Origin of the sequence: Flavobacterium arsenatis (assembly GCF_031456785.1) — a bacterium.
GTDB classification, from domain to species: Bacteria; Bacteroidota; Bacteroidia; order Flavobacteriales; family Flavobacteriaceae; genus Flavobacterium; species Flavobacterium arsenatis.
In genome coordinates this window covers 102,067-117,164 of record NZ_JAVDVI010000005.1, presented here as the reverse complement: position 1 = coordinate 117,164, position 15,098 = coordinate 102,067, and the positions used below count along the sequence as shown (strand labels likewise).

The 15,098-nt window shown below is 35.2% G+C and carries 10 protein-coding genes; 5 read left to right on the top strand and 5 right to left on the bottom strand.

Features of this window, described 5'->3' with window-relative positions; genetic code table 11:
* Positions 1-408: 408 nt before the first annotated feature.
* Positions 409-804, bottom strand: a complete 396-nt coding sequence (locus J2X31_RS07130; RefSeq protein WP_310025588.1) for a hypothetical protein — start codon at positions 802-804, stop codon at positions 409-411.
* 171 nt (positions 805-975) lie between these two features.
* On the opposite strand from J2X31_RS07130, the gene cmk reads away from it, so the two are divergent.
* The 5 genes from cmk (at position 976) to rpsA (ending at position 6,993) form a co-directional block, all read left to right on the top strand.
* The gene (gene cmk / locus J2X31_RS07125; protein ID WP_310025586.1) at positions 976-1,668 is read left to right on the top strand and encodes a (d)CMP kinase; all 693 of its coding nucleotides are present in this window, start codon (positions 976-978) and stop codon (positions 1,666-1,668) included.
* 68 nt (positions 1,669-1,736) lie between these two features.
* On the top strand, positions 1,737-2,993 hold the full coding sequence (locus tag J2X31_RS07120) for a nucleoside permease (RefSeq protein WP_310025585.1): 1,257 nt from the start codon (positions 1,737-1,739) through the stop codon (positions 2,991-2,993).
* A gap of 35 nt (positions 2,994-3,028) precedes the next feature.
* Positions 3,029-3,475: a hypothetical protein gene (locus J2X31_RS07115; RefSeq protein WP_310025583.1), complete on the top strand. Its 447-nt coding sequence runs from the start codon at positions 3,029-3,031 to the stop codon at positions 3,473-3,475.
* 50 nt (positions 3,476-3,525) lie between these two features.
* The gene (locus tag J2X31_RS07110; protein ID WP_310025582.1) at positions 3,526-4,770 is read left to right on the top strand and encodes a YncE family protein; all 1,245 of its coding nucleotides are present in this window, start codon (positions 3,526-3,528) and stop codon (positions 4,768-4,770) included.
* Positions 4,771-5,214: 444 nt separating this feature from the next.
* A complete protein-coding gene (gene rpsA, locus J2X31_RS07105; RefSeq protein ID WP_026704995.1) occupies positions 5,215-6,993 on the top strand; it encodes a 30S ribosomal protein S1 in 1,779 nt (592 codons plus the stop codon).
* Positions 6,994-7,231: 238 nt separating this feature from the next.
* Here rpsA and pheT read toward each other — a convergent pair whose 3' ends face one another.
* The 4 genes from pheT to J2X31_RS07085 form a co-directional block, all read right to left on the bottom strand.
* Positions 7,232-9,661, bottom strand: a complete 2,430-nt coding sequence (gene pheT, locus J2X31_RS07100) for a phenylalanine--tRNA ligase subunit beta (protein ID WP_310025580.1) — start codon at positions 9,659-9,661, stop codon at positions 7,232-7,234.
* 91 nt (positions 9,662-9,752) lie between these two features.
* Positions 9,753-10,616, bottom strand: a complete 864-nt coding sequence (locus J2X31_RS07095) for a bestrophin family protein (protein WP_310025579.1) — start codon at positions 10,614-10,616, stop codon at positions 9,753-9,755.
* 48 nt (positions 10,617-10,664) lie between these two features.
* The gene (locus tag J2X31_RS07090; protein WP_310025577.1) at positions 10,665-11,993 is read right to left on the bottom strand and encodes a TolC family protein; all 1,329 of its coding nucleotides are present in this window, start codon (positions 11,991-11,993) and stop codon (positions 10,665-10,667) included.
* Positions 11,986-15,075, bottom strand: coding sequence for an efflux RND transporter permease subunit (locus J2X31_RS07085; RefSeq protein WP_310025575.1), 3,090 nt, complete (start codon positions 15,073-15,075; stop codon positions 11,986-11,988). The genes J2X31_RS07090 and J2X31_RS07085 overlap by 8 nt, the downstream gene beginning before the upstream one ends.
* Between the last annotated feature and the right edge of the window lie 23 nt (positions 15,076-15,098).

The following is a 15,098-nucleotide window of genomic DNA, read 5'->3' as shown; positions in this document are numbered from 1 at the left end:
TTTTTAAAAATGCTGTCGGGCTTTCCGTTCCCAATCTTTTTCTTTTTTTTTAAGAAAAAAAGAAAAAGGATTTCCACTTCAATCCCTCACGCAAAAAAAGAAGATATGAAATAATTTTAATTATGGAAAACAATAAAGGAGTTTGATGTCATCTCCCTCCTTTACTTTTGCTTTAACAGTTTTCTTTATTTCTTCTATCTTTTTTTCATTTTTTACTTTTTTATTCATTTTTTATAAAATAATGAAACCAGCCATAAGCAGAAGCTTTACAATGAAGATAAAATCTTTTCGGCTAATATTTACCTCAAAATCACATCTCATGTTAATGTAAGTTTTCTTACTCATTAAATAGAATTTAAATTAAACAATAAAAAGCTAATGTAGATTAACTACATTATTTTATTATCTTTATTTGCAAGTGTAGTTATATACCCATTCTGTAATAGTTTCTGGTACTACATTACTATTAAAACGCAGTGAATTACCTTCTGACTCAATCGCGCCATCAGAGTCATAGATATAATATTCAAGAATATCAGCCGTTTTTTTATCGCAATAAAAGACTAGATACTGAATTTGATGTCCTTGATATTTTAATAATGATTTTCCATTTTTTGCATTTATTTTTTTATGTGGATATTCAGTTTTTAACCAAATCTTCCAGATGTTATTTGTTATGTCAAAATCTACAATATTAATATAATATTTAGTACCATCTTTGCTTGTGGCAATTTCTTCAAACGATTCTTGAGAATAAGATGTGATTGAGATAAATAGAAAACTAAAAAGATATAAGAATTTCATTTTTGTAATTATAATATTTTATTCAAATATAAAATATTTTTAACAAAAATAAGGATAATAAAATTTGTTAAAGATGTTTATTAATGAATGCAATGCTGTAATGAAAATCTATTATTTTAATTAAACTTTATTTTATCTTTGCGACTTAGTGCCTTCGTGGCAAATATAAATATGAAAAAAATCACCATCGCCATCGACGGATTTTCCTCCACAGGAAAAAGCACCTTAGCCAAACAATTGGCCAAACATTTAGGATATGTTTACGTAGATACTGGAGCAATGTACCGTGCAGTTGCTTATTTTGCAATGGATAACGGTTACATCAACGAGGAATCTTTCGACAAAGAAACCTTGATAAATGCCTTGCCAGATATCAATCTAAAATTTCAATTCAATCCTGAATTAGGTTTTGCCGAAATGTTTTTGAATGAAGTAAACGTCGAAAAGGAAATCCGAACCATCGAAGTTTCAAAATTCGTAAGCCGTGTAGCCGAAGTTTCAGAAGTCCGTGCCAAATTAGTCGAACAGCAACAGCAAATGGGCAAAGACAAAGCCATTGTAATGGATGGTCGCGATATTGGAACCGTAGTTTTTCCTGATGCCGAACTTAAAATATTCATGACTGCAAGTGCCGAAACACGAGCTCAAAGGCGTTTTGACGAACTTCAAGCAAAAGGCGATGACGTTTCGTATGAAGAAGTGCTGAAAAACGTTCAAGAACGTGATTATATTGATTCCCACAGAGAAGACTCACCTCTAGTTATTGCAGATGACGCCATCGAAATAGACAATTCCTACCTTACAAGAGAAGAACAATTTACCGCTGTTTTGGAACTTATAGAAGAAGTTACGAAAACGGTGTAAATTTTTGTTTATCTCATTTTTAATAGTAGATTTACGGGCTGTAAAATTTTCAAAACACAAACTGATTTATGGGAATTAAATTTAGATTAACATTGATGAGCTTTCTTCAATTTTTTGTTTGGGGAGCTTGGCTTATCACGATTGCAAATTACTGGTTTGGTACAAAACAATGGGGTGGGGCCGAGTTCGGAGCCATCTTTTCAACGCTTGGTTTGTCGTCTATATTTATGCCAGCTTTAACAGGAATCATTGCCGATAGATGGGTGAATGCGGAAAAATTATACGGGATTTTGCACGTTTTAGGAGGTTTAGCTTTAGCCTATATCCCAATGGTGACCGACCCAACCACTTTCTTTTGGGTTATTTTTATAGCCATGATTTTTTATATGCCAACGATTTCCTTGTCTAATTCGATAGCCTATACCATACTGAAAAACAATCAATTTGATGTTGTGAAGGTTTTTCCTCCAATTAGGGTTTGGGGAACAGTTGGTTTTATTGTAGCCATGTGGATTACCAACCTTACAGGAAATAAGGCTTCTGCCAATCAATTTTATATTGCTGCAATTGCAGCAGTTGCGTTAGGGATTTATGCTTTTTCTTTGCCAAAATGTCCACCACAAAAGCTGACTAAAAAGGATGCCTCATTAGTAGAATCTCTGGGTTTAGATGCTTTTAAATTATTTGGAACCTATAAAGTAGCCTTGTTTTTTATCTTCTCGATGTTTCTAGGTGGAGCTTTACAATTGACCAATATGTATGGTGATGTTTTTTTATCAGATTTTGAAAAAGTTCCTGAATATGCCGATTCTTTCGTTGTAAAATATTCAACTATAATAATGTCGATTTCTCAAATTTCTGAAACCTTGTTTATCCTTGCAATTCCATTTTTCTTGAAACGTTTCGGAATCAAGATGGTGATGCTTTTCAGTATGTTAGCTTGGGTATTGCGTTTTGGCTTCTTTGCTTATGGAGATCCACAGGAAGGTTTATGGATGATTATTGTTTCCTGTATTGTTTACGGAATGGCATTTGACTTCTTTAATATTTCGGGATCACTTTTTGTAGAAACGACAACAGATTCTAAAATCCGTTCATCAGCTCAAGGTTTGTTTATGATGATGACCAATGGTTTTGGAGCGGTTTTGGGAAGTTTTGTTAGCGGTTATGTAATTGCAAAATATTTTACTGATGCTAATGGCACGAAGGATTGGCACAACATCTGGCTTTCGTTTGCGGTTTATGCTTTAATTGTGGCTGTTGCTTTTGCGGTTTTGTTTAAACACAAACACAATCCAGAAGAAGTTGAAAACGTGATGCATTAATTTAAGTACCAAGATCTTCGGAAAAATGTGTAATTATGAGTGAAATACAGTTCAAGATTCAACAAGAATTTAGAGATAAACAAGAAAAATATGTTTACTATCTAATTGCACTATCGGTATCAGCAATCGGATTTTCAATACATAAAACAGAAAACCACAGTTTAGCTTATTCTCAGATTCCACTTGCTCTAGCAGTCATGTGTTGGAGTGTAAGTATAATTTGTGGCTTAAAATTTTTAAAGTACGTTATTAGTAATTTGTATGCAAACAATGACTATTATGAAATTACAAAAGGTAGACACCCTAGTATTGGAAATGATCAAGATTTGATAAAACGTGGTATTGAAAGTTTTCATGAAGCTATGAAAGTAAATAGCAAAGCAATGAAAAGGTATTTTAAATTTAATCAATACTTATTTTATTTTGGAATTATTTTATTTATAGTTTGGCATATAATCGAAATGTACTTAAAACAGAAATAATTAATATTTCCAGCTACTAATAGCCTTTAACGATTTAAATCCCAGAAATAATGATAAAATATAAATTCTTACTTGTATTATTAATCGGAATTTCTGGATTTTCGCAAACTAAAGTTATTTACAATAAAAGTGTTGAAGCGTATCAAAACAAGGACTATGCTTTGTTTTTGAAACTGACCCAGCAATTGGACAGTATCCGGCCAGCACATCCAACATTTACTTATAATTTAGCCTCAGCTTTTGCCTTGAATGGGAAAAGTACTGAAGCTTTTTCTGTTTTAAAGCAGATGATTTTGGCCAATAATACCGTTGCTTTTGAAGAGGAACCTGATTTTGAAGCTTTGAGAAATTCAGAAGGTTTCCAATTTATAAAAGAGTTGAAAGCTTCGCAAAATAAAACCATTGCACAATCTAAATTTAAAGTTAGCCTTTCGGAAAAGGATTTGCATCCCGAAAGTGTTTTTTATGTTTCGAATAAAAAACTTTGGTTGGCTTCGAGTATTCGGAATAAGAAAATTGTTTCGTTTGATGTGGCTTCAGGAAAATGCATTGATTGGTTTGTTGATGTGAAGTATTCGGTTTTTGCAATGAAAGCGGATGCGAAGGAAGAGTTTTTATGGGTGGCGACTTCAGCAATTCCAGAAATGAATGGTTTTAGCAAGGAAATGGAAGGTAAGAATGAGATTTTAAAAATTGAGATTGCTACAAAAAAGATAGTACAGCGCTTTTCGGTTGAAGGAAACCACGTTTTTGGCGATTTGATTGTGGGAAAAAATAATGAGGTTTATGTTTCGGATAGTGCAGAACCTTTGGTTTATAAAATATCTAACGATAAAATTTCGGTTTGGAAGGATTTTCGAAATGAGGCTTTTAATTTGCAAGGAATTACTTTTGATGAAAATCAGACGAAATTATTTATTGCCGATTATTTGAAGGGAATTGTAATGATTGATCTGAAAAGCAAAAGCCATTCCTGGTTGAAGTTCCCTGAAAATGCTACGAAAAAAGGAATTGATGGTTTGGTTTTTTATAAAAATTCGTTGATTGCGATTCACAATGGCGTTACTCCAATTCGGATTGTACACTATAAATTAAATAAAGAAAATGACAAAATTCTAGATTTTGTTGTTTTAGACCATAATAGAAATGAATTCAACGAGCCAGCTTTGGCAAGTGTTTTGGAGAATAAAGTATACTTTTTTGCCAATTCTCCTTGGAAGCTATATGACAAGAATTTTGTTTTGGATACACCTAAACTTGAAGCTCCAAAGTTGTTTGAACTTTCGTTGGAATAACCCGAATTGTTGGGTAGCCCTGAAAGGGCGACACAAATTAGCATAGGGTGAAACCCTGTGAATTATGAAATCAAAAGGTTGTCAGGTTCCAGCCCTGAAAGGGCGAAACATTATAGGCAAAGCTGAGTCCAAAAGATTAATAGGAGCCTAAAGTTTTTTATCTAGCCCAGACTGGAGGGAAAATCCTTTTTTGTTTTTCCTTTAAAAACAAAAAAGATTTGGAAGGAAGGCTGGAGAATGGATTATTTTCGGACCAAGTGTCTTGCTCCTAAAAATCTAAACTATAATATTTTGCAGATTTAAAATTTATTATTACTTTTGCACACCTTTTGGCGGGAGGCGTTTCCATTAGGTATCAAATATTTAAGTAAAACAACTTCTGTTTTTTTCTTATCGCACCATGAAACGCAAGAAAATACAGAATACAAATTTTTATCAGAACAAATGTCTGAACAATTAAAATCACAAGAAGAGTTTTTAGCTAATTTTAACTGGCACAATTTCCAAGAAGGTATTGATGCAGTTGATGAGAAAAACTTGTTAGAATTTGAAGAATTAGTAGCTAAAACTTTTATAGCAACTGATCAGGAAGAAGTAGTGGAAGGTGTTGTTGTAAGAATTACTGACAGAGATGCTATCGTTGATATCAACGCTAAATCTGAGGGAGTTATTTCTTTGAACGAATTCCGTTACAACCCGAACTTGAAAGTGGGTGACAAAGTAGAAGTATTGATTGACATCCGTGAGGATAAAACAGGTCAGTTGGTTCTTTCTCACAGAAAAGCTCGTACTATCAAGGCTTGGGATAGAGTTATCTCTGCTAACGAAACAGGTGAAATCGTTAATGGTTTTGTGAAATGCAGAACTAAAGGTGGTATGATCGTTGACGTTTTTGGTATTGAAGCTTTCTTGCCAGGATCTCAAATTGATGTTAAGCCAATTAGAGATTATGATGTTTACGTAAACAAAATGATGGAATTCAAAGTTGTGAAAATTAACCACGAATTTAAAAACGTTGTTGTTTCTCACAAAGCGCTTATCGAAGCGGATATTGAAGTACAGAAAAAAGAAATCATCGGTCAATTGCAAAAAGGACAAGTATTAGAAGGTGTTGTTAAAAACATTACTTCTTATGGTGTGTTTATTGACTTAGGTGGTGTTGATGGATTGATTCACATTACTGACCTTTCTTGGTCAAGAATCAACCACCCAAGTGAAGTTCTTGAATTAGACCAAAAATTGAATGTTGTTATCCTTGATTTCGATGATGAGAAAACAAGAATCCAATTAGGTTTGAAACAATTGAACGCTCACCCATGGGATGCTTTGAGTGCTGACTTGAAAGTTGGTGACAAAGTGAAAGGTAAAGTAGTTGTAATCGCTGATTACGGTGCATTTATCGAAGTTGCTGAAGGTGTTGAAGGTTTGATCCACGTTTCTGAAATGTCTTGGTCTACTCACTTGAGAAGTGCTCAAGATTTCGTAAAAGTTGGTGATGAAGTAGAAGCTGTAATCTTGACTCTTGATAGAGATGACCGTAAAATGTCATTGGGTATCAAACAAATGACTCAAGATCCATGGACTGATATCACTTCTAAATACCCAGTTGGTTCTAAACACACAGGTATCGTTAGAAACTTTACAAACTTTGGAATTTTCGTAGAATTAGAAGAAGGTATCGACGGATTGATTTACATCTCTGACTTATCTTGGACTAAGAAAATCAAACATCCATCTGAATTTGTAAATGTTGGTGAAAAACTTGACGTTGTAGTATTAGAATTAGATGTTGACGGACGTAAATTATCTTTAGGTCACAAACAAACTACTGCTAATCCTTGGGACAAACATGAAGATGCTTTCGCTGTTGGAACGATCCACACAGGTGAAATCTCTGAAATCGTTGACAAAGGAGCTACTGTAGAATTTGGAGAAGATGTTGTTGCTTTTATACCTACTCGTCACCTTGAAAAAGAAGACGGTAAGAAATTGAAAAAAGGTGACTCAGCTGAATTCAAAGTTATCGAGTTCAACAAAGAATTCAAAAGAGTTGTAGCTTCTCACACAGCTATCTTCCGTGAAGAAGAAGAGAAAAATGTGAAAGCTCAAACTGAGAATAACAATAATTCATCATCCAACAACAATGCTTCTGCATCTACATTAGGAGATAATAATGATATTCTTGCTGAATTGAAAGCTAAAATGGAAAAAGGAGGAAACTAATCTTTCTTAATCTGAATATAGAAAGCCTCGTAGAAATACGGGGCTTTTTGCATTTTATATTTTATAAGATGAAATTAATACAATTCAGAGCTTCAATAAAAAATATAAAACCATTAATCATTAAGTGACAACTGACCGCTTAATGAAACTTAATACCTAATGGTTCCAAAAAAAATAGTTTGCAAAAAAAATGACCTGAATTGCTTCAAGTCATTTGGTGTTTTTATAGAGGAAAAATTTATCTCAAAACAGCTCCTAATTCTGTTTCAAAGCTTTTCTGCAATTTGCCCATTATCTTATCAATCTGAACATCTGTTAATGTTTTAGTAGCATCTTGAATGGTGAAACTTACTGCATAAGACTTTTTGCCTTCCGGCAGATTGTTTCCTTGATAAACATCGAAAAGGTTGATGCCTTTCAATAATCCTTTTTCAGATTGTCTTGCGATATTATAAATAGCATCAAATTGAACGCTATCATCTACCAAAAGTGCCAAGTCACGACGAACTTCAGGATATTTTGGAATCTCTGTAAATTTTATTTTATTTGAAATCAATTTTAAAATTCTATTCCAATCAAAATCAGCATAGAAAACTTCCTGTTTGATGTCGAATTCTTTTGCTATTGATTTTTTGATGGTACCGAATTCAACAATCGTTTCATTTCCTAAAACTACTGCAACACCTTCAGCAAAAACATCTGATGCTACAGGCTTGTTTTGCGTTTTTTCGATTCCTAATCTGGAAAGGATTGCATTTACATATCCTTTGAATAAGAAGAAATCAGAAGTTTTTTGAGGGTTTGTATTTGTCCAACTTTCAGCTAACCTATTTCCAGTAATGAATAATGTCAAATGTTTGTGTTCTTCATATCCAGAAGGAAATTTATGGTAGGATTTTCCAAATTCGAATAATTTCAAATCAGCATTTCTTCTGTTGATGTTAAAAGAGATGGCTTCCAAACCCGAAAACAATAACGATTGTCGCATTGCTGATAGATCCTTGCTCAACGGATTCAACATCATCACATTGAAATCAGCATTCAATTTCTCCGACAATTCCACATAATCTGGAGTTGTTAGTGAATTGGCCATCATTTCATTGAAACCAACTGAAGTCAATTGATTGGCAACAATATTCTGAACCTTGTAATCTTCAGTTCGTGGAGAATTTGAAACAGAAGCATTAAATTTCTTTGAAAAATTAATGTTGTTGTATCCATAAACTCTCAAGATTTCCTCGATAACATCAATTTCTCTCTGAACGTCAACTCGGTAAGCTGGAATCGTAAGTCCCAAACCAACATCAGAAACACTATTAATTTTGATATCAAGCGAGGCCAAAATCTTTTTTATAGTTTCCTTTGGTAATTCCTGGCCGATGATTTTAGCAGTTTTATTGAAATTCAGAACCACTGAAAAATCTTCTAATTTCTTCGGATAAATATCTACTACATCCGAAGTGATCTCGCCACCGGCAACTTCCAAGATCAAAATAGCAGCTCTTTTCAAAGCATATTCTGTAATCGTTGGATCAATTCCTCTTTCAAAACGGAAAGAAGCATCGGTGCTCAAAGTATGTCTTTTTGCTGTTTTTCTGATGGTAACTGGATTAAAATAAGCACTTTCTAAAAAGATGGAACTTGTAGTTTCGGTAACACCAGAGTTTTTTCCGCCGAAGACACCTGCAAAACACATTGGTCCGTTTTCATCGCAAATCATCAAATCTTCTTCGTGCAATGTTCTTTCTACATCGTCAAGAGTTGTGAACTTGGTTCCGGCTTCAACCGTTTTTACAATTACTTTGTTTCCTTTTATTTTTGATGCATCGAAGGCGTGAAGTGGCTGTCCTAATTCGTGTAAAACGTAATTAGTAACGTCTACGATATTATTTTTTGGTGTCAAACCAATTGCCTTCAATCGGTTTTGCAACCATTCTGGCGAAGGTTTTACGGTAATATTTGAAATGGTAACACCACAATATCTTGGAGCTAATTTCGAATCTTGAACCGAAACGTCCATTTTCAAGGTTCTTTTATCAATTCTGAAATTAGAAACGGAAGGTGTGATTAATTCCGTCGTAATGTTTTTCTGCAACAATCCGGCTCTCAAATCCCTTGCAACTCCCATGTGGCTCATTGCATCGGCACGATTTGGTGTCAAGCCGATTTCAAAAACTTCGTCATTTTCGATATTAAAAACTTTTGAAACAGGAGTTCCAGACTTTAATGTTTCATCTAAAACCATAATCCCGTCATGACTTGTTCCTAGACCTAATTCGTCTTCTGCACAAATCATTCCGTGGCTTTCCTGATCCCGGATTTTTCCTTTTTTGATTACAAATGAATTACCGTCTTTATCGTATAAAGTCGTTCCGATTGTTGCAACTGGCACTTTTTGTCCGGCATCAACATTACTAGCTCCACAAACAATCTGAACTGGAACACCATCGCCTAAATCTACTGTTGTTACTTTCAATCGGTCGGCATTTGGATGTTGAACACAGGTCAAAACGTGGCCAACGACAATTCCTTCCAATCCGCCTTTTACAGATTGATATTTTTCTACAGCTTCAACTTCCAGACCTAAATCAGTCAGTAAAGCAGCTGTTTCTTCAGAATTCCAGTCGGTTTTAATGAATTGTTTTAACCAGTTATAGGATATTTTCATGTGTCAATTTTAATAAGGATGCAAATATAGTCAATGTTTGGCGAGGTTCAAAGTCGGAAAAGGTCAAAGTTTTCCTTGTTTTATGAACTATTTATATCAATTCCTCAACATGTCTTTTGATGTTTTCAGAAATTTTTCTTGTAGGCAAATCGTTTTCATCATCTCCGAAAGGATCTTCAATTTCTTCGGCAATCAATTCCAAACTCGCCAAGACATAAAAGATGAAAACCACGACGGGAACCACATAATACCCAAGGCTGAAGGCATATCCGAAAGGAAGTGTCATTACATAAAAGAAAACAAACTTTTTGATGAATGCACTATAAGAATAGGGGATGGGAGTATTCTTGATTCTTTCGCAAGCACCACAAATATCGGTAAACGACATAAATTCATTATTCAAAACAATCAGTTGATCTCCTGAAATTTTTCCTTGGAGGTGCAATTCATTCATTTTTTCGAAGATTAATTTGGCAACCTGATTGGGTTTGTGCTTTTGATGGTCAATTTTTAAATCAAGATTATCAAAAAGTTGCTTTCCAGTATCGCTATCGTGCAAGTGAATGTGCAAAACCGAGGCATAATTGGGAATCATTTTACGAAAAAAGGCCTTGTCGTTTTCATCTTTTAGCATCACATCCAGTTTGATGGCGAAATTTCTACTGTTATTGACCAAAGCTCCCCATAATTTCCGACCTTCCCACCAACGATCGTAAGCGGTATTGGTTCTAAAAACAAGCAATAACGAAATCACGAAACCCAGCATTCCGTGCATTATCGTAATATTTTTGATGTAATTGGTGTCGGATAATTGCCAATATTCAACTTCTAGATAACCTACACTTCCCGCATAAATTCCGATGGCAAGCATTATGGGGATTAGTTTTCTGAAGGTATCAGCTTTGTGAAAACGAAAAATAAAAGTAAACCAATCTTTAGTATTGTACGAAACCATCTAACTTATAATTTTGCTCAAATTTAATTGAAAAATCGATTTGTACAACTATTGAAATGTTAGATTTCCTGCTAATTCTTTCAAGGCAATTTCAGAAATCTTGGCTTGAAACTGGGCATTGCTGTTTCTCACTTTTGCATTGATGTAGTTGATTTGAGCTGTTCGGAATTCTAATGTAGTGGTTGTAATGGTTCCGATCCTGAATTTTTCGAAGGTAATATCCATATTTTGCTTGGCTATTTCTTCGTTTTTAGCTTCGAGTTTGCTTAACTGCAAATTGGTCATATAGGTTTGATAAGCAGTGGATAGTTGTGTTTCTAAAGCCAATTTTTGCTGATCTATCAAGATTTGAGAATTTTCGATCTGAAGTTTTGCAATTCGTTCGTTTCGGTTTTGTAAACCTCCGTTAAAAATGTTCATCGTAGCATTTATACCATACACAAAACCTCTTCCAGAAGATTGAGTGATAAATCCCAGTGAAGCTTCGGAACGAGTGAAATTATAGCCTGAACTAATATTTACAATCGGATATCTGTCACCTTTAATTTGTTTTAATTCCAATTCTGCAATTCGTTTGTTGATGACTTGAGCTTGCAATTGAGGATTTTGTTTTTCCGCCAGAATCATCAAATCGGGGAGGAGTAAGTTTTCATCTATTTGAACTTCTTCAATCACTTTGAAATCAATATTTGGGTCTCTTGCCAAAATCTGGTTCAATAAAATTTTTGTATTGGCATACAATTCTTTTTGTCTTAAAAATGCTGTGGTATCTGTATTCAAATCGACTTCGGCATTCAAAACTTCAAGTTTGGAGGCTTTTCCAATTTTGTACCGATTGGTTGCCGTTGTAATTCGAACATTCGAGATGATAATAGTTGTATCTAATGCTACCAATTGTTGCTGTTGCTGTACAATATCATAGTAGGTTGTAATGACATCGCTGATTTTGGTAAGAATGGTCAGTTTTAATTCGGCATCGCCTAATTTTTCCAATTCTTTCAATTGATTGTGTCGGGCAAACATTCGCATACCATCAAAAACAGTCCAGTTTAAAGCAACTCCATACGTAAGATTGAGATTTCGTGCATTGTCGAGCTCTCTTTCTGTTCCGTCCAATTGGGTTTGTTTAGTATCCAAAACGCTATTGTTATTGGTAACGTTTGCACTTAAATTTGGTAGAATTCCAGCATTTGCCAAACTCAAATTTTGCTGGTCGATTTTTAAATCATTGGATGCTATTTTGATTTCGAAATTGTTTTCGAGGGCAATTTTTACGGCATCTTCGACCGTGAGAACCTCCTGTGCTTTTGTACTTAAGACGGAAAGAAACAGGGATGCAACACTAAAAAAGATTTTATAGTGCATTGAATTATTCATTTTCATATTCTTTTATATTGTCAAATTCTGGTCGGTGTTTTCTCTCTCTCGACCACATAGAATAAACGGCTGGAATGACAAATAAGGTCAAAATCAACGAAAACATTGTTCCTCCAACAATCACAACACCCATACCAACTCTGCTTGTAGAAGCCGCTCCAAGTGACATCGCAATTGGCAAGGCTCCCAAGGCAATGGTTAAACTTGTCATCAAAATAGGACGAAGCCTAGATTCCGAAGCTTCCATGATAGCTTCCATTTTTGATTTTCCTTGTTCGCGAAGCTGATTGGCAAATTCTACAATCAAGATTCCGTTTTTGGTTACCAAACCAATTAGCATGATGGTTCCAATTTGACTAAAAATATTCCAAGTTTGTCCAAAAAGCCACAACGAAAATAATGCTCCAGCAACTGCCATCGGAACTGTCAGAATAATAATAAAAGGATCGATAAAACTTTCAAATTGTGCGGCAAGAATCAAGAAAATAAGCAGTAAAGCAAGCCCAAATGCAAAAGACGTATTGGAACTACTTTCAACAAAATCTCGGGATTCTCCACCTAAATCCGTAGTAAAGCTTTCGTCAAGAACTTTTTCTTTTACACGTTCCATTGCTTCAATTCCGTCGCTGATGCTTTTTCCGGGAGCTAAACCTGCCGAAACTGTAGCCGACATATAACGGTTGTTGTGGTACAATTGTGGCGGACTACTTTGTTCTTCAACACTTACCAAATTGTCCAATTGAATCAAATCGTCGTTCGTATTTCGGACAAACATCGAAGTTAAATCCATTGGAGCATCACGGTCTTTCTTGTCAAATTGACCCATAACTTGATATTGCTTACCGTTCATCATGAAATATCCGAAACGCTGTCCACTCAATGCAAGTTGCAAAGTTTGGGCAATATCCATAACAGAAACCCCTAAACTTTGAGCCTTTTCACGGTCAATCGTTACATAAATTTCTGGTTTATTAAACTTTAGGTTAACATCTGTGATAGAGAATGTTGGGTCATTGCCAACTTCATCCATAAACTCTGGAATCTTTTCTTGTAGTTTTTCAAAATTTGGAGCTTGAATGATATATTGAATTGGTAATCCTCCACGTCGGTTTACAGCAATAGTTGGGGTTTCTGAAACAGAGGTCTTGGCTTCGGAAAATTGTTTGGTCCATTTGGTCAGATTGTCGGCAATTTCCTTTTGAGAACGTTCTCTGTCACCAGGTTCCACCAATGCAATTCTCGCCCGACCACTGTTTACAGACGATGACCCAAATCCTGGCGAAGTGATGATCAGGCTTACTTTCTTTTCTGGAATAGAATCATTTATAAGTTCGCTTAATTCTGTCATGAAACGATCCATATAATCATAAGAAGCACCTTCGGGTGCTGTAACATTTACTCCAATAAAACTTCGATCATCATAAGGTGCGGTTTCTTTTTGCAAAGTGCTAAAAAACAAAACAATCAATCCGATACATACGATAAGAATCGGAAAACTCAACCATTTACGTTTCATAAATCTGCCTAAAGATTCGGCATAACCTGAATTCAATTTCAAGAAATAAGGCTCACTCCAATTGTAGAATTTTGATTTTTTCTGTTCGCCACCTTTCATCAAATAGGCATTTAACATTGGAGTCAACGTCAAGGATACAAAAGCCGAAATTAAAACTGCAGCACCAATGACGACGCCAAATTCCCTAAACAATCGGCCAACGAAACCTTCCAAGAAAATTACGGGTAAAAATACAGCAGCCAGTGTTATCGAAATAGAAATTACAGCAAAGAAAATTTCGTTAGAACCTTTGATTGCCGCTTCAATTGGCGACATTCCTTCTTCAACTTTCTTGAAAATATTTTCCGTTACCACGATTCCATCATCTACAACCAATCCTGTCGCCAAAACAATCGCCAAAAGCGTCAATACATTTATGGAAAAACCAAAAAGCCACATGATAAAGAATGTTGCAATCAAAGAAACGGGGATGTCAACCAATGGACGGAAGGCAATCGCCCAATTTCTAAAGAATAAATAGATTACTAAAACTACAAGGATAATAGCAATTAATAGTGTTTCGGCTACTTCGATTACTGCTCTTTTTACAAAAACGGTGTTATCGATTGCGATATTCAGTTTGAAATCCTTCGGTAAATCTTTTTTAAGCTGTTCATATTGAATGTAAAATGCATCGGCAATTTCTAGGTAATTGGTTCCTGGTTGCGGAATAATTGCCATACCCACCATCGGCTGACCTGAATCGCTCAATTTGGTTTCGAGATTTTCGGCTTCCAATGATGCTTTTCCGATATCGCTCAAGCGGATGACTTTTTCACCTTCGGCACGAATGATAATATTGTTAAACTCTTCCTCTGTAGAAAGATTTCCTAATGTTTTAACGGTCAATTCCGTATTCGCTCCTGTCAATTTTCCTGATGGGAGTTCCACATTTTGAGCATTCAAAGCGGTTCTAACATCTGAAACCGTTACGCCATAAGAAGCCAATCTAACAGGATCAATCCACAAACGCATGGCATATTTTCGTTGTCCCCAAATTTGAACGCTACTTACACCTGGAATCGTCTGAAGCCGTTGTGCAATTACATTATCGGCATAATCGGAAAGTTCCAAAACATTCTTTTTATCACTCTGAACGGTCATGGTAATAATTGGATCGGAATCGGCATCGGCTTTAGAAACAACTGGTGGAGCATCGATATCTTGTGGCAAACTTCTGATGGCCTGAGAAACTTTGTCACGAACGTCATTAGCAGCAGCCTCAAGGTCTTTGTCCAAATTAAATTCGACCGTGATGTTGCTCGAACCTTGATTGGAAGAAGAAGTAATGTTCCGAATTCCGTCAATTTGGTTGATGGCTTTTTCGAGAGGTTCGGTAATTTGCGATTCAATAATATCGGCATTTGCACCAGAATAGGTTGTTCTCACCGAAATTTGTGCGGGATCAATCGATGGAAATTCACGGATTCCTAAATAGGTGTAACCAATAATCCCAAACAAAATCAGGGAAACATTCATTACAATTGTAAGAACCGGTCTTTTTATACTTAAAGTAGATAAACTCATTGAATTTTAGATTTTAGATTTCA

Bases quoted from the DNA above. Each gene is read 5' to 3' on its own strand.
- J2X31_RS07130 (WP_310025588.1), bottom strand. From the start codon at position 804: ATGAAATTCTTATATCTTTTTAGTTTTCTATTTATCTCAATCACATCT.
- cmk (WP_310025586.1), top strand. From the start codon at position 976: ATGAAAAAAATCACCATCGCCATCGACGGATTTTCCTCCACAGGAAAA.
- J2X31_RS07120 (WP_310025585.1), top strand. From the start codon at position 1,737: ATGGGAATTAAATTTAGATTAACATTGATGAGCTTTCTTCAATTTTTT.
- J2X31_RS07115 (WP_310025583.1), top strand. From the start codon at position 3,029: ATGAGTGAAATACAGTTCAAGATTCAACAAGAATTTAGAGATAAACAA.
- J2X31_RS07110 (WP_310025582.1), top strand. From the start codon at position 3,526: ATGATAAAATATAAATTCTTACTTGTATTATTAATCGGAATTTCTGGA.
- rpsA (WP_026704995.1), top strand. From the start codon at position 5,215: ATGTCTGAACAATTAAAATCACAAGAAGAGTTTTTAGCTAATTTTAAC.
- pheT (WP_310025580.1), bottom strand. From the start codon at position 9,661: ATGAAAATATCCTATAACTGGTTAAAACAATTCATTAAAACCGACTGG.
- J2X31_RS07095 (WP_310025579.1), bottom strand. From the start codon at position 10,616: ATGGTTTCGTACAATACTAAAGATTGGTTTACTTTTATTTTTCGTTTT.
- J2X31_RS07090 (WP_310025577.1), bottom strand. From the start codon at position 11,993: ATGAATAATTCAATGCACTATAAAATCTTTTTTAGTGTTGCATCCCTG.
- J2X31_RS07085 (WP_310025575.1), bottom strand. From the start codon at position 15,075: ATGAGTTTATCTACTTTAAGTATAAAAAGACCGGTTCTTACAATTGTA.